Origin of the sequence: Sphingobium chungbukense (genome assembly GCF_001005725.1) — a bacterium.
In the GTDB taxonomy this organism is placed as follows: Bacteria; Pseudomonadota; Alphaproteobacteria; order Sphingomonadales; family Sphingomonadaceae; genus Sphingobium; species Sphingobium chungbukense.
The window spans coordinates 18669-34294 of record NZ_LBIC01000012.1; the positions used below are offsets into that span (position 1 = coordinate 18669).

General features: G+C 62.5%; 15 protein-coding genes. 1 reads left to right on the top strand and 14 read right to left on the bottom strand.

Features of this window, described 5'->3' with window-relative positions; genetic code table 11:
* Positions 1–8: 8 nt before the first annotated feature.
* The 6 genes from YP76_RS21445 to YP76_RS21470 all read right to left on the bottom strand — a co-directional run bounded on the left by YP76_RS21445 (position 9) and on the right by YP76_RS21470 (position 6046).
* Positions 9–2831 (bottom strand): TonB-dependent receptor plug domain-containing protein, encoded by a 2823-nt coding sequence (locus tag YP76_RS21445; RefSeq protein WP_046765640.1) that lies wholly within the window; start codon positions 2829–2831, stop codon positions 9–11.
* A 184-nt stretch (positions 2832–3015) separates the two neighbouring features.
* Positions 3016–3789, bottom strand: coding sequence for a metallophosphoesterase (locus tag YP76_RS21450; RefSeq protein ID WP_046765641.1), 774 nt, complete (start codon positions 3787–3789; stop codon positions 3016–3018).
* Between the two features lie 59 nt (positions 3790–3848).
* Positions 3849–4403, bottom strand: a complete 555-nt coding sequence (gene dcd / locus YP76_RS21455; RefSeq protein WP_046765642.1) for a dCTP deaminase — start codon at positions 4401–4403, stop codon at positions 3849–3851.
* Between the two features lie 7 nt (positions 4404–4410).
* Positions 4411–4869, bottom strand: coding sequence for a cytidine deaminase (locus YP76_RS21460; protein WP_046765643.1), 459 nt, complete (start codon positions 4867–4869; stop codon positions 4411–4413).
* A complete protein-coding gene (locus YP76_RS21465) occupies positions 4866–5516 on the bottom strand; it encodes a glycoside hydrolase family 25 protein (protein ID WP_232307682.1) in 651 nt (216 codons plus the stop codon). The genes YP76_RS21460 and YP76_RS21465 overlap by 4 nt, the downstream gene beginning before the upstream one ends.
* Before the next feature lie 47 nt (positions 5517–5563).
* Complete coding sequence (locus tag YP76_RS21470; RefSeq protein ID WP_046765645.1) at positions 5564–6046, bottom strand: UPF0262 family protein; 483 nt, start codon at positions 6044–6046, stop codon at positions 5564–5566.
* Positions 6047–6182: 136 nt separating this feature from the next.
* On the opposite strand from YP76_RS21470, the gene YP76_RS21475 reads away from it, so the two are divergent.
* The gene (locus YP76_RS21475) at positions 6183–7664 is read left to right on the top strand and encodes a replicative DNA helicase (RefSeq protein WP_046765646.1); all 1482 of its coding nucleotides are present in this window, start codon (positions 6183–6185) and stop codon (positions 7662–7664) included.
* A gap of 77 nt (positions 7665–7741) precedes the next feature.
* On the opposite strand, the gene YP76_RS21480 is transcribed toward YP76_RS21475, so the two are convergent.
* The 8 genes from YP76_RS21480 to astD form a co-directional block, all read right to left on the bottom strand.
* Positions 7742–8137, bottom strand: a complete 396-nt coding sequence (locus YP76_RS21480; protein WP_046765647.1) for an MAPEG family protein — start codon at positions 8135–8137, stop codon at positions 7742–7744.
* A 13-nt stretch (positions 8138–8150) separates the two neighbouring features.
* The gene (locus YP76_RS21485; RefSeq protein WP_046765648.1) at positions 8151–10043 is read right to left on the bottom strand and encodes a CocE/NonD family hydrolase; all 1893 of its coding nucleotides are present in this window, start codon (positions 10041–10043) and stop codon (positions 8151–8153) included.
* 124 nt (positions 10044–10167) lie between these two features.
* Positions 10168–10959, bottom strand: a complete 792-nt coding sequence (locus YP76_RS21490) for a phosphoadenylyl-sulfate reductase (RefSeq protein ID WP_046765649.1) — start codon at positions 10957–10959, stop codon at positions 10168–10170.
* Positions 10952–11392: a DUF934 domain-containing protein gene (locus YP76_RS21495; protein WP_046765650.1), complete on the bottom strand. Its 441-nt coding sequence runs from the start codon at positions 11390–11392 to the stop codon at positions 10952–10954. Before YP76_RS21495 ends, YP76_RS21490 begins: the two co-directional genes overlap by 8 nt.
* Positions 11385–13016: a nitrite/sulfite reductase gene (locus YP76_RS21500; protein WP_046765651.1), complete on the bottom strand. Its 1632-nt coding sequence runs from the start codon at positions 13014–13016 to the stop codon at positions 11385–11387. Before YP76_RS21500 ends, YP76_RS21495 begins: the two co-directional genes overlap by 8 nt.
* 3 nt (positions 13017–13019) lie before the next feature.
* Entirely contained in the window at positions 13020–13316 is a 297-nt protein-coding gene (locus YP76_RS21505) for a DUF2849 domain-containing protein (RefSeq protein WP_046765652.1), read from the bottom strand.
* Positions 13313–14101 carry a uroporphyrinogen-III C-methyltransferase gene (cobA, locus tag YP76_RS21510; protein WP_046765653.1) on the bottom strand — a complete coding sequence of 263 codons (789 nt, stop codon included), beginning with the start codon at positions 14099–14101 and terminating at the stop codon, positions 13313–13315. Before cobA ends, YP76_RS21505 begins: the two co-directional genes overlap by 4 nt.
* Positions 14102–14182: 81 nt before the next feature.
* The gene (gene astD, locus YP76_RS21515; RefSeq protein WP_046765654.1) at positions 14183–15616 is read right to left on the bottom strand and encodes a succinylglutamate-semialdehyde dehydrogenase; all 1434 of its coding nucleotides are present in this window, start codon (positions 15614–15616) and stop codon (positions 14183–14185) included.
* Between the last annotated feature and the right edge of the window lie 10 nt (positions 15617–15626).

Here is a 15626-nt window from a genome sequence, read left to right on the forward strand (position 1 = left end):
GTTCCTTGTCAGAATTCCAGATTGAGCCGGCCGTAATAATAGCCGCCGCTGATGCCGTAGGGCGCATAGGCGTTGTAGAGGCTGCCCACGACACGGTTCACGGGATTGAGCTTGGTCGGATAGATGTTGAACAGATTATTGGCGCCGACCGACAGCTTGACGCCCTGGGTCAGCTTATATCCCATCTCCAGGTCGAAGATGACCTTGGGCTTCACCTCCTCGTCGACATAGCCCAGCGTGCAGCCCGTGCTTCCGGCGGTGCAGGCGGTGTTGGTGGCGTCATGAAGCACCATGCCCGATGCGACCTGCGTGATCTTGCCGTATCGGGTGGCGCGCAGATTGGCGGAGAAGGCGCCCCAGTCCCACAGCAGATTGCCGATGAACTTGTTGCGCGGCGTTCCCTTGGTGAAGTCGCCCTGCTTGGCGCGGCCCACCAGCACTAGCCCGGATCCCGCCAGCACATTGGGAATGGGGTCGATATGGGTGAAGATGGTCTTGTTGAAATTGGCGGACAGGCTGGCGGTCAGCGACCCCATGTCACCAAGCCCGGTGCGATAGGTGCTGACGATATCCAACCCGCGCGTCCGCGTATCCGCCGCGTTCACGAAGTAGAAGCCGCCCGCTACCCCCGGGATGCCCGCCGCCGCGAGCACGTTGCGCACCATGGTCCCGCTCAGCGTCTCGCTCAGCATGATGCGGTCGCGAATCTTGATCTGGTAGGCGTCGACCGTGATGTTGAGATTATGCACGGGGGTCAGCACGACGCCCGCCGAGAAGTTGGTCGATTTTTCCGGCTTCAGCGGCACCGCGCCCAGCGCCACCGCTGCCGGGGAACCCACCGGCAGGGCCTGTACCGGCAGCAGCACGTTCACCCCGTTCACCGGCACGCCGATGGTGGAGGAGGAGGCATAATGCTGTTGCTGGAGCGTCGGCGCGCGGAAACCGGTGCTTGCCGTGCCGCGCAGGGCAAAGCCCTTCACCGGCTCTATGCGGGCGGAAACCTTGCCGGTATCGGTAGTGCCGAAGTCGGAATAATCCTCATGTCGCCCGGCGAGGCCGATCTCGAAGCCCTCGATGATCTTCTGCTCCAGGTTGATATAGGCGCTCCAGTTGTTGCGGCTCCACTTGCCCGATCCGGAGGGGAGGAAGCCGGTTACGCCCTGCGACCCTGCAGTGCGCAATTCTCCCGCCCGCCAGGAGCCAGCGGGCGAACGATAGCCGCCGTCGATATAGGAGACCGGATCGCCGGGGCCGATCAGGAAGCTGTTGCGCCGATATTCGCCGCCGACCGCCAGGAACAGCGGCTCTGCCAGCCCGACTTCGAATTCCTTCTGGAGATCGAGATTGGTCGTCCATTCGTTCGACCGCACCTTGCCCAGGTAGAAATGGGTGGGGCTGGCCGGCCCCAGGGAGGCGTTCAGCGAGGTCGTATGGCTATATTTGACCTCATCCTCCGCATAGGTGGTGGAAAGGTCGTAATGAATGCCCGCCGGCCCGTCGCCGCGAATGCCCGCCGCGACCTGGAAATCCTCGTCATAGACGTGAATGCGAGGGATATAGCCGTCGGGATAGACCTCCAATATGTTGTTGACCGCGCTCGGCAGGCGATAGGTCAGCCAGCCCGCCGCATGGCGTTTCGAATAAGTGCCGAAGCTGTACAGTTCGGTGCTTTCCCCGATGGGCAGCATCGCGTCATAGCTGACATTGCCGCCGATCACCTGGGGCTGGCCATATTTGGCGCGGATGCGGTTCGGACTGGCGTTGCGCGGGTCGCCCGTGGGATAGAAGGTCCCGGCGATCGGGCTGCTCTCTACCATAGTGTTGTCCTGCAACACGCCATCGGCGGAGAGGTGGATATAGCCGCCGTCTCCCAGGGCGAAGCCCTTGTCGACCTGCCAGCGGCCCTGCCAGCCGCCATTGTCGGCCGTGCTGCCCATGGTCAGCGCCGCGCCGCCGGACGTGTCGTTCTTCAGGATGATGTTGACGACGCCCGCGATCGCGTCCGACCCATATTGCGCCGATGCGCCGTCACGCAGCACCTCGATCCGCTGAATGGAGTTGCCGGGGATCAGGTCCAGGTCCGGCGGCGACTGGCCGTTCTGCACTGACCCGTTGATGAAGAGGGTCGCCGTATTGTGCCGACGCTTGCCGTTGACCAGCACCAGCAACTGATCGCCGCCCAGGCCGCGCAGAGACAGGGTACGCACCGCCCAGCTCGCCCCAGCGCCGTTGTTCGACACGTTGATCGAGGGGACCAGCGTGCCCAGCAGGTCGCGCACCGACTGCTTGCCGCTCGCCTCCAGGTCCTTGACGCTCAGAACGTCGATCGGCGCAAGGCTTTCGGCGACCGTGCGCGTGGTCTGGCGCGTACCGGTGACGATGATGGGGGCGGACGCATCCTCGGCCTCGGCGGCGGGCGCCATGGCGACGGGCTGCGTGCCAGCCAGACTGGCCTGCGCGAACTGGACCGCCATCGGGCTGCGGCGCGCGGCGCTGCGGTTGCTGGGCACGGCCAGAGCGATTACGCCGACGCCTGCCTCGCTATGCTTGAGCGCGGTTCCGGCCAGCAGCCGTTCCAGCGCATCCTGGGTCGACAGCCAGCCTTGGATCCCGCGGCTGCGGATGGCCGCGACCTCGTCATAGGGGAAGAGGATGCGCACGCCGGACTGGGTCGATAGCTGGCGAAGTGCGCTGCTCAGCGGCTGTGGTGCGATGTCGAATTTGTGCCGCTGTGACAGCGTCGCGTCCATTTGCGTGGCGGCGAGGATTTGCGTGGGCGAAACAAGACAGGTGGCGAGGGCGAACCCCGCCAGTGCACGGCGAATACGCATCGATTGTTCCCCTGTTGAAAGACGGCCTTTATTGCCGTTCTGCCTTTCTGAACGAAGAATAGGTCCCAATCCGCCATCTGTTTGTCACAGGCCGACAGAGAATGACCTTGGTCACTCTATGAGTGATCGGGAATGCCGCGCAAAATTCGATATTCTTGTAATATTATTACAAGCGCTAATGAATTTACACTTTGCCAATGCCGGTGTGCAGGAACCAGCGCCGGTCCTTTTCCAGGCCAATGGCGGTCAACCTTCCGCTGGCAAAGGCTCCTGTATCGATGCCGATCCGGTTGGGCTGGATATCGACCTCTTCGGTGATGCTATGGCCATGAACGATCATCTTGCCGAAGGAGCGTCGGTGGTTCAGGAAATCGCCCCTGATCCAGCGAAGGTCGGCCGGCTTCTGCGCTTCCAGAGCAATGCGCGGCCGCACGCCGGCATGCACGAACAAATAGCCGCCGACCGGCAGCATGTCGGTAAAATCGTCCAGAAAATCGACGGCGTCGCGCGGGATATGGTTCAGCATCCACTGCGCCAGCGCCGTATCGCTCATGGCGCTGCTGTTGTGGGGGGGGAGGCCATAGCTGGCCAGCGTCTGAATGCCGCCCAACCGCCGGAAGAAGCGGACCGCCTGCGCGCTCCCTCGTGCCGCGGCGATGAAAACTTCCTCATGGTTGCCCTTGAGGAAGCGGACATTCTCCTTCGATCGCGCCATGGCCATCGCCCGCTCGACCACCTGCGCCGATTGCGGTCCGCGATCCACCAGATCGCCCAGCAGGATGAGGAGCCGCGGCAAGGGAGGGCGATCCGCCTCGTCCTGCGCGATCCGGTCCAGTAGTTCGGCGAACAGGTCGTCACGCCCATGAATGTCGCCGATCGCGTAGATGCGGACATCCTCGCCCACGTCGGGCAACGGCCCCCGATCAGGCGCGTTCCGGCGACGGAAGGGTATCAGCATGGCGGACTCCGCCTGGCGGACAGGGGGTCACCCATCATGCCTGCCAGTGTCGCACGACCTCAAAGGCGGGGCAATGTGACGCCCTGCTGCCCCATATATTTGCCTGCCCGGTCGGCATAGCTGGTCTCGCAGGGCTCATTGCCCTTGAGGAACAGGAACTGGCACGCGCCTTCGTTGGCGTATATTTTGGCGGGAAGCGGGGTGGTGTTGGAAAATTCCAGCGTCACATGACCTTCCCAGCCCGGTTCCAGCGGGGTGACGTTCACGATGATGCCACACCGCGCATAGGTCGATTTGCCAAGGCAGATCACCAGCACGTCGCGCGGCACCCGGAAATATTCGACTGTCCGGGCCAGGGCGAAGCTGTTGGGCGGAATGATGCAGCAGTCGGTCTTGCGGTCGACGAAGCTGTTGGCCGCGAAATCCTTCGGGTCCACCACGGCGCTGTCGACATTGGTGAAGATCTTGAATTCGTCAGCGACCCGCGCGTCATAGCCATAGGAGGAAAGGCCGTAGCTGATGCACCCGTCGCGCCGCTGGCTTTCCACGAACGGCTCGATCATGCCGCTGGTCTGGGCCTGTTCGCGAATCCACTTATCCGATAGTATCGACATGGCTGGTTCAGCTCTTTCCTGGCAATATGCCGAGATCTCTGGGACCAAAGGCATGAGGCAATAATTCAGCGACGCTATGTTGGACCAGGGCGTGCCCTTCTGGCGCCGCGCAGTAGATGGCGAGCGCCCGCCCGGCCATCTGCTCGGCTTCATTCATGATCTGGCGGCACCGGCCGCAGGGCGTGACGATGGCATCGCCGGTTACCGCACCATCCGCGCCCATCGCGCCGCCGACGACCGCGATCGCTTCCACATCGACGAAGCGCCCCTGGGCGTTCACCGTCGCCAGCGCCACCGTCTCGGCACAGAGCGACAGGCCATAGCTTGCATTCTCGAAATTGCAGCCGGTCACGATCTGCCCATCGGTCAGCCGTACCGCGGCACCGACGGCAAAGCGGCTATAGGGCGCATGGGCATGGATCATTGCCTTGCGCGCCGCCCCGATCAATTCTTCCGTCGCGTTCATCGCGGCATCACATCCCATTTCACCGGACCGTCGATGCCGTCGATATGCCGCATATCGCTGGCTGTCCACATCACCCATTTGCGCTTTTCGCGGTCGGGGGGAAAGAAATTGCGGTCCAGCCACAGCGTCCGGTTGATTCCGGAGGCTATGTCATATCGCGCATCGAAATCGTCGCTGGGGTTCAGCACGACCGGCGTGCCCGAATGACTTTCGATCAGGTTGATCAGCGTGTTCAATTCCGACAGGACCGCATCCTGACCCGGCCGCGCCCGGCAGCCCGGTTCGAAAGCCAGCCGTATCACCGGAGGCAGGGCGGCGTTGTCGCGCGGCACCATGGTCATGAATGCGGTCGCCTGATCGCTGGCCTTGGCGCACAGGCTGAAATCGAGCGAAGCGCCATAGCGCATTCCTGCTGCCCTCGCGGCCGCCCAATTGGCTTCGAACGCCTGGTCGCGAAGCTGTCCGCCGCTGGCCGCGCGGATATAGGCGAAATCCGTTCCCTGCGCTGCCAGCGTGCCCCATTCGACGGTTCCGTTGTCGGATGATATGGAGACGCCCTGGGTCGGAAATTCCTCGCGGCTCGGCGCCCAATCACGCGCATAAAGCCATCCGCCCAGGGCCAACAGGCCCAGGACAGCGGAAACCACGCCAAAACGGGTCAGCAACTGGCCGAAACTCGTAATATGGATGCCCCTTACCCCTTGATGTGCAGGACGCAGATCAGCGTGAAGAGGCGACGGGCCGTATCGAAGTCGACCTTGATCTTGCCCTCCAGCCGCTCGATCAGCGTCTCGGCGGCGGCATTGTGGATGCCGCGGCGCGCCATGTCCACCGTTTCGATCTGCTGCGGCGAGGCGTTGCTGATCGCTTGGTAATAGCTGTCGCAGATCGCGAAATAATCGCGGATCGGACGACGGAACCGGCCCAGGCTCAGGATGATCGCCTCCAGCGGATCGCCATTCTCCCGCCTGATCTCGATGACCAGCCGTCCTTCCTCGACCCGCAGCAGAACCTTGTAGGGGCCGGCATAGCCGTCCTCATGCACCCGCTGCGGCTCGAAATAATTGTCTTCCAGCAGGTCGAAAATGGCGATGCGCCGTTCCTGCTCGACATCGGCGTTGCGCCAGAGGATCGTCCGCTCGTCGAGCGTGATATCGATGATGCGCGGGTCGGCCATGGACGCTATGGTCAGTGCGGCGGCGCACAAGGAAATGCAACCGGGAAAAGTGAAGAGGACTGTTGTCCACAGTTTTTCCGAATGCTTTCAACCTTCCACCTTGCAAGGGTCGGTGCGCGGCGCGATGAGGGGGGCAATGGTCGAACTCGTGCAAATCAACGCCGCCACAGAATCTGGCATCACCGAACTTCCCCGCAATGTCGAGGCGGAGGCTGCACTGCTGGGCGCGCTGATGATCGACAACCGCATCGCCGAAGACGTCCAGTTGAAGCTGAAGCCGGAACATTTCTTCGAACCGATGCATGGCCGTATCTACGAGGCCGTCATGAAACTGGTGGAACGCGACATGGTCGCGAACCCGGTGACGCTGAAGCCGATGCTGGAACAGGATCCGGCGCTCAAGGAACTGGGCGGTGTCGGTTATCTCGCGCAGCTGACCGGCAATGGCGCGGCGCTGCTGGGCGCGCGCGACTTCGCCACGCAAATCTATGATCTCGCCCTCCTGAGACAACTCGTCCATGTCGGACGGGAACTAGTTGAAAATGCTTTGGATACGAGCGAGGATGTCAACCCGCGCGAGCAGATCGAGCAGGCCGAGGTCGCGCTTTATAAAGTGTCGGAAGGAGAGGGCGAAACCGGGTCGGTGAAAAGCTTCGCCACCGCCACCACCATGGCGGTGCAGGTCGCCGAACGCGCGCTCAACAGCGGCGGCCATGTTTCGGGTATCACCACCGGCATCAACAGCCTCAACGAGAAAATCGGCGGCATGCACAATTCGGACCTGATGATCCTTGCGGGTCGTCCGGGTATGGGCAAGACCTCGCTCGCCACTAACATCGCTTATAATGCGGCGTCGCGTTGGTTACGGGACCATGGAGATGGCATTCCGCCCGAAAAGAATATGGGTGCCAAGACCGCCTTCTTCAGTCTGGAAATGTCCGCCGACCAGCTCGCCACCCGCGTTCTGGCCGAACAGTCGGGCATCAGCGGCGAAGCGCTCCGCATGGGCAAGATCAGCCGTACCGACTTCCAGAATCTGTCCCGCGCGGCGCGGGATTTGCAGGAGCTGCCGCTGTTCATCGACGACACGCCCGGGCTTACCATCGCGGCGCTGCGCACCCGCGCGCGCCGCCTGAAGCGGCGCCATGATATCGGCTTCGTCGTGGTCGACTATCTTCAACTCCTCCAGGGCACGGGAAAGGGCGACAATCGCGTCAATGAGATTTCCGAAATTTCCCGTGGTTTGAAGACCTTGGCGAAGGAACTTAATTGTCCGGTTCTGGCATTGTCGCAGCTCAGCCGCGCGGTTGAGCAGCGCGAGGACAAGCGCCCGCAGCTCTCCGACCTTCGTGAATCAGGCTCGATCGAGCAGGACGCGGACATGGTCTGGTTCGTGTTCCGCGAGGATTATTATGTCGCCGCCAAGGAACCGGGGAACAAGGAAAGCTCCGAGCATCTGGAATGGGCGCAGGAAATGGAGCGCATCTACGGGCTTGCCGAAGTGATCGTGGCAAAACAGCGTCATGGCTCCACCGGCCGCATCCGCATGAAGTTCGACGCCCGGATCACCCGCTTCTCGGACCTGGCGGAAGGCAGCTATCTGGAAGATATCGAGTAAGGAACAATCCCTCTCCCGCCGGGAGAGGGAAGGAGCCACGCGTAGCGTGGCGAAAGGGTGGGAGCGACGTGCTCACCTCACCCTGAAACAAAGGCCTGAAACACCAACGCCAACCCCACCATGCTGACCAGATAGGCCATAGTCCGAACCACCGGCACGCCCATGCCATAGAGCGGCAGATACACCACCCGCGCGCCCAGCCACATCCATCCGCCGATCGCGGTCAACCCACTGGTCTTCCCCGCAATCACCACGCCCAACAGCGCGATGATGGCGATCGGATAGGTTTCCAGAAAATTCGCCTGCGCGCGAACCAGCCGCCCGCCGACAGGGGCGAGCGGCGGCAATTCCTCATCGCGCGCGCCCATATTCCATTTGGTGCCATATTGCCGGGTCTTGATATGCGCCGCCGCGAAAATGTGGACCAGCAGCAATACGCAACTCCACGCCAATATCTTCAGCTCGACGGCCATATCGTCCTCCCCCTCAATCCGGCATCACCGGCAACCATATCGCGCTTGCCTTGCCGGCGCCATAATGCACGCTCTGCGTCGCAATCCTGTAATCGCTCTTCTTCGCGTTGAAGATCGACGGCACGAAGCTTTGCGGATTGCGGTCGTAAAGCGGGAAGAGGCTCGATTGCACCGTCACCATGATCCGGTGCCCCGATTGGAACACATGGTTCACATTGGGCAGGCCGAATTTGTAATTCTCAACCCTGCCCGGCACCAGCGCCTCCGACTTGTCGAAACCATGGACGTAACGGCCGCGATAGATTTCGATTCCGATCGGCAGTTGATAGCCCGCCATTTTCGGCACGTTGCTATATTGTTCGGGATAGACGTCGATCAGCTTGACCACCCAGTCGCTGTCCGTTCCGGATGTCGCCGCGAACAGGTCGACCATCGGCTGCCCGGCGATATGCACCGGTTTGTCCAGCACAGGCGTCATATAGCTCAGCACATCAGGCCGCCCGGCGACGAAGCGCTGGTCCTTCACCAGCCAGGTCTTCCACGCATCATCCTTGTTCGGGAGGATGGGGCGGGGAAGATAGGGCACGGGCTTGGCCGGGTCGGAGGCATAGCTGTCGCTGCCCTCGGTCGCCGGCCTTACCCAGTTCAAACCATTGCCTGCGGATAGATATAGCGGCGTCGCCTTGCCGCCCGGCCACTTCGCCATCACCTGCCATTTGTCGGCTCCGGTCTCATAGCTAAGCGCGCCAGGCACCTTATAACCTTTGGGAGGATCATCCTTCAAATAATGGTCAAGAAAGGGTTTCATGGTGTCACGCCGGAACTGAAGCCCGGTATCGCCCGCAAAATCCAGATCGCCTAACCGCGAACCGTCATAATTGACGCCGCTGTGTCGCCATGGCCCGATGATCAGGCTCACCATGTCGTTATTCTTGTCCTGCGGCTCCAGCGCCTTGTAGACCGCCGGGGCGCCATAGCTGTCCTCCTGGTCCCACTGGCCCACGACCAGCATGGTCGGCACGGTCAGCTTGCGCTTGGCCAGCAGCTTGTCGACGGCTTGCTCCTGCCAATAGCTGTCATAGGCCGGATGCTCCATCAGCTTTCGCGAGAAAGGGAAGATATCCAGCCCATAGGCTCGCGCGAAATCGCCCGCCGACCCCTCGGCCAGATAGGCCTCATATTCATCGCCCGTCCCATAGGGCACGCCGCCGCCGCCCTTCTTCGCGGTCTGACCCAGCACATAGTTGAAATTGGGCTGGCGGAAGGCGCCGTTATGGAACCAGTCGTCCCCGATCCAGCCGTCCACCATGGGGCTTTGCGGCACGGCCGCTTTCAGCGCCGGATGCGGATCGATCAGGGCCATCAGTGACGTGAAGCCCAGATAGGATGATCCGGTTATCCCAACCTTTCCATTGCTTTCCGGGACATTCTTCACAAGCCAGTCGATCGTGTCATAGGCGTCCGTGCTATGGTCGACCTGGGTGTGATTGAGCGGCCCTCGCAAAGGCCGGGTCATCACATAATCGCCCTCGGAGCCGTCCAGCCCGCGCACATCCTGATAGACGCGGATATAGCCGTCATTGACGAACTCGGCGTCGGAGACGGGCAGGATTTCCTCGATCTTCTGGCTGCGGTTGCGGGACGTCGCCTTGCCCGCATTATAGGGCGTGCGGCTGAGCAGGATTGGACCGTGGTTCGTGCCCTTGTGCATGACGATGACGGTGAACAGCTTCACCCCGTCGCGCATCGGGATCATGACCTCGCGCCGGATATAATCGGCCTGCTCGCGGGCGGGATCGTAGACCTTGACCGTGTCGGGGGTCATCGGATCGATCTGCGCGCCCAACGGCGGCCCAAACGCCGCGATCGCCACGGCCAGGACGGAAATCCGCGCGATGATTTTCATGGTCGTTGCTCCCTTGCAGGCGGCAAGGGGTAATCATCGAACGATTGTATAGCAATGGGTTGGAAACAGGCGGGCAATAACAAAAATCCTCCCCAATGCCTGGCGAGGGGAGGATTTGAAAGGTTCAGAACACCGGCTGGTTCGCCGGGTCGTCCGGATCGGCGACGGGTGAGGGGATCGGCGCCACCGGTGAGTGGATGCCACATTCCACCTTGTCCCACCCACGCCAGCGCCCGGCGCGCGGATCTTCGCCCGGCAGCACCTTGGACGTGCATGGTTCGCAACCGATCGACAGATAACCCTGTGCCTCCAGCGGATGCCGCGGCAGATTTTCCGCCTCGAACCAGGCTTCCAGATCGTCCTTGGTCCAATCGCCCAGCGGATTGATCTTCAGGCGGCCATCCTCAACCTCGAAGCGGGGGAGGTTCTGCCGCGTTACCGACTGGAACGCCTTGCGCCCGGAAATCCAGGCGTCGAGGCCTTCTTTGGCGCGGGCCATCGGTTCTACCTTGCGGATTTCGCAGCAGCCGTCGGGATCATAGGACCAGCGCAGGCCGGTTTCGTCCTTTTTCGCCAGCACTTCCGCATTGGGCACCACGGCGCGGCTGTCGGTGAAGCCCAGCGTGCTGATCAGCGTCTCGCGATAGTCCAGCGTCTCGCCAAACATCTTGAGCGTATCGACAAAGATCACCGGCACGGTCCTGTCCGCCTTGGCGACCAGCGACAGCAGCACGGCGCTTTCCGTGCCGAAGGAGGAGACGACCGCGACATTCCCCGCCAGCCCTTCGGCAAAGACGGTCTTGAGCATCGACAGCGTGTCGACGCCTTCGAAACGCGCGTTGAGCGCGTCCGCGTCGGCCTGGGTAAAGGCGGGGCGGGCGTCGATGACGTCAAGCTTGCGGGCAGGTTCAGCCATTCACAGTCTCCGGGTGCCGTTTCGCCCACACCGGGCTGCGGCCGTCGACGGTCTTCTGATAGACGTCGGCATAACGATGGAGCGCACGCTCCACGGCGGCATCGTCCAGCGCCTTGTCGGGCCGGAAGCTGTCGAAACCGCAGCGACGCATGGCATTGAGCTGGTCCACCAGCACATCGCCCACGGCGCGAAGCTCACCCTCATATCCGGCCTCGCGCAAAATCCGCGCCGCCGAATAGCCGCGCCCATCGCCATAGGCCGGGAAGTTCACCTCCACCAGCGACAGCCGGTCGAGATAGGGCAGCAATTCACGCGCATCCTCGCCCGCTTCGATCCGCACGGCGGTCGAGTTGGACTGGCCGGTGAAGGATTCGACCGTCACGGCCGGCTCCTGCGCGGCTTCGCCTTCGCGGAAGGACAGGAACTCAACCATAGATCGCCTCCTTGAAGGGCTTCATGCCAAGACGGCGATAGGTATCGAGGAAGCGTTCGCCTTCCTCTCGCTCAGCGAGATAGAGGTCCGTGACCTTCTCGATGGCATCCACGACGCCATCTTCCGAGAAGCCGGGGCCGGTGATCTGACCGACGGCGGCGTCCTCCGCGCCCGATCCGCCGAGCGAGAGCTGGAAATTCTCCACGCCCTTCCGGTCCACGCCCAGCACGCCGATATGACCGGCATGGTGGTGGCCGCAGGCGTTGATGCAGCCCGAAATCTTGACCTTCAGCTCGCCCAGATCCTTCTGCCGCCCAGCGTCGGCAAAGCGCTCCGACAGCTTCTGCGCCAGCGGGATCGACCGCGCATTGGCAAGGCTGCAATAGTCCAGGCCAGGGCAGGCGATGATGTCGGTGATGAGGTCCAGATTGGCCTCCGCCAGCCCGGCTTCGTCGAGCTTCTGCCAGATGGCGTAGAGGTCCGCCTTCTTCACATGCGGCAGGACGAGATTCTGTGCATGGGTCACGCGCAGTTCATCGAACGAATAGGTTTCGGCCAGATCAGCCACCAGCCCGATCTGCTCCGCCGAAGCATCGCCCGGAATCCCGCCCTTGGGCTTCAGGCTGATATTGACGATGGCATAGCCCGGCTGCTTGTGCGCCGCGACCTGACGGTCCACCCACAACGCGAAGGCCGGATCGGCGCGGTCGATTTCGTCGGCCAGACCCTGCTCATAAGCGGGGTTGGCGAAGAAGGGCCGGATGCGATCCAGTTCCTCGGTCGGCGGGTTGAGGCCGAGCTGCTTCATATGCGCATACTCTTCCTCGACCTGACGCTTATATTCCTCGACGCCCAGTTCGTGGACCAGGATCTTGATCCGCGCCTTATATTTGTTGTCGCGGCGGCCGTAGCGGTTGTAGACGCGCAGGCAAGCCTCCAGATAAGAGACGATCTCATCTTCGGGCACGAAGTCCTTGATTTGCGGCGCAACCATCGGCGTACGGCCCATGCCGCCACCGGCATAGACTTCCGCGCCGATCTGGCCGTCCCGCGACACCAGCTTAAGGCCGATGTCATGCAGGCGCATGGCCGCCCGGTCTTCCTTCGACGCGATCACGCAAATCTTGAACTTACGCGGCAGATAGGTGAATTCCGGATGGAAGGTCGACCACTGGCGCAGCAATTCCGCCCAGGGACGCGGATCGGTCGCTTCATCGGCGGACACGCCCGCATATTGATCGGACGAGATATTGCGGATGCAGTTGCCGCTGGTCTGGATGGCATGCATCTCGACCGTCGCCAGCTCGGCCAGGATATCCGGCGCATCGGCCAGCTTGATCCAGTTGTACTGAAGGTTCGTCCGCGTGGTGAAATGACCATAGCCCTTGTCATATTTCGCCGCGATTTCGCCCAACTTGCGCATCTGCTTGGCGCTCAGCGTGCCATAGGGAATGGCGACGCGCAGCATATAGGCGTGGAGCTGGAGATACAGGCCGTTCATCAGGCGCAACGGCTTGAACTGATCCTCTGTCAACTGGCCGGCCAGACGGCGCTGGGTCTGGTCGCGAAACTCCTCGACGCGGGCGTCGACGATGGACTGGTCGTAGCTGTCGTAACGATACATGGTTCAGATCACCCAGTTGCCGGCATCGGCGTCATTCGGTTTCAACGTCAGGTCGGGGCGCACGGTCGGCCCCAGGGCACGGATGCGGTCCTTGATATGGGCCGGGCGCACGCCGCCCTCGTCTCGGCTAGCGTCGATCACATAGGCGCCCACGACGCGCAGCGCGGCTTCCTCGGCCCGTGCGAGGTCATTGCCCTTGTCGCCCACGTCGACGGATTCGCCGACCTGCCGCGACCAGCCGTCGCCCGCCCACCAGATCACGTCCCCGGTGCTGAGGTCATTGCCGGTCAAAATCTTCACTTGTCTGTCTCCGCCCCAATATTCGTCCTTGCGGTCCAATTCGCCAGCACATCGCGTGCCAGCGCATAGCTCGCCACTTCCCCGACCACGATCAGCGCGGGGCTCTTTACCTGTTCCCGTGCCACCATGTCGCCCAGGTCGGCGAGCAGGGTACGCAAGGTCCGCATATCGGCGCGCGTGCCATTTTCAAGCACCGCCACCGGAATTGCCGGCGAAACGCCGTCGGCCATCAACTTGTCGGCAATGTCCGCCGCCGTCGCCACGCCCATGTAGATAACGAGTGTCCGCCCGGCGCCCGCCAGCCCGGACCAGTCCTGATCGGTCAGCCCCTTGCACTGGCCGGCGACGAAAGTGACTGCGCTCGCCGCGTCGCGATGGGTAAGGGGCAGTTGCGCCTGCGCCGCCGAACCGATCGCCGCACTGATCCCGGGCACGACCTCGACAGGCACGCCTGCCGCGCGGCAGGCCTCCATTTCCTCGCCGCCGCGCCCGAAGATAAAGGGATCGCCCCCCTTCAGCCGCACGACCGATTGTCCTGCCAGCGCCATTGCCACCAGCAGGGCATTGATGTCTTCCTGCGGCATCGAATGGCGGCTGCGTTGCTTGGCGACGGAAATCAGTTCGGCTTGCGGAGAGGCGAGCGCCAATATCTCCTGCGAGACCAGCCCGTCATGCACGATCACGGCGGCGTCGCGGATCAACCGGACGGCCTTGATCGTCAGCAGTTCCGGATCACCCGGACCGGCGCCGACAAGATGGACAGTGGCAGGTGCAGTTTCAGCCATGCTCGGCAAATGGCGAAAGCAGCCGATTGTTTCAATTCAGAATGCTTTGCCCGGCGCGTAGGAAAATTTGGGAAGGGGCCTTCAGTCCCCCATCGTGCTGATGTCTATATCCCTGAGGCCTACGCCGATGGAGGCGCGGGGTTGCTCGATCTCGACCGAAGCGACCGGATAGGCGCAATAGTCCGCAGCATAATAGGCGCTTGGCCGATGATTGCCCGAAATACCCACGCCGCCGAAGGGGGCGGAGGAGGACGCGCCGTTGGTCGGCCGGTTCCAGTTGACGATTCCCGCCCGGATATTGGCCCAGAACTGGTTATATTGCTCGGGCGATCCGCCGATCAGTGCCGCCGACAATCCAAAACGGGTGTTGTTCGCTTCCCTGATCGCGGATTCGAAATCCGGCACGCGGATCACTTGCAACAAAGGACCGAACAGCTCGACATCCGGCCGTTCCGCCATGGCGGTGACGTCGATGATCGCGGGGGACAGGAATGGCAATCCCTTGGTCGGCCGGACCATATGCTTGATCGGCTTGCCGCCGTTGCTCATTAGGAACAGGAAGCTTTCGGTCAGATGATCTGCCGCCTGATTGTCGATCACCGGCCCCATATAGGGCGCCGGGTCCGCATGGGGATGGTCGATGATCAGCCGGTCGGCCAGCTTCTTGACCTCGGCGATCAGCGTGTCGGCCAGGCTTTCCTTGACGATCATCCGGCTCGCCGCCGTGCAGCGTTGCCCGCTCGACAGGAAGGCCGATTGCACGATCAGCGTCGCAGCGCTGGCGATATCCGCCGTGTCCCAGGCGACGATCGGATTGTTCCCGCCCATTTCGAGGGCCAGCATCTTGCCCGGATTGCCCGCGAACTGCCGGTTGATGGCGATCCCCGTCTGCGCCGAGCCGGTGAAGAGAATCCCGCCCACATCGGGATGCGCGGCCAGTGCCTTGCCCTCATCCGGACCGCCCAGCACCAGGCGCACGACATCCTCCGGTACGCCCGCCTCATGATAGAAACGCACCAGCATCTCGCCCACCGCCGGCGTCTTTTCCGATGGCTTGAACAGCAGGGCATTGCCCGCGAGCAGGGCGGGGATGATGTGCCCGTTGGGCAGATGCGCCGGAAAATTGTAGGGGCCCAGTACCGCCATCACACCATGGGGCTTGTGCCGCACCGACTGGCGCGCACCCATGGCCGCCTCCAGCCGTCGCTGTCCGGTCCGCTCCGAAAAGGCGGCGACGGAAATGTCGACCTTGTTCATGACCGCCGTCACTTCGGTCCGCGCGTCCCAGAGAGGCTTGCCGGTTTCGCGCGCGATCAGGTCGGCCAGCGCTTCCTCATTGGCGCGCACGACATTGACGAAGCGGCGCAGCGTTTCGATGCGATAGGCGATGGGCTGCGCAGCCCATTTCGGCCAGGCGGCACGGGCGCGGGCGACTTCCGCCTCCACATCGCTGGCAGTCCCCTGCCACAAGAGGGCACCAGTGGCGGGTTCTATCGAAGTCAGCGTCGCAGACATGGCCCCGATA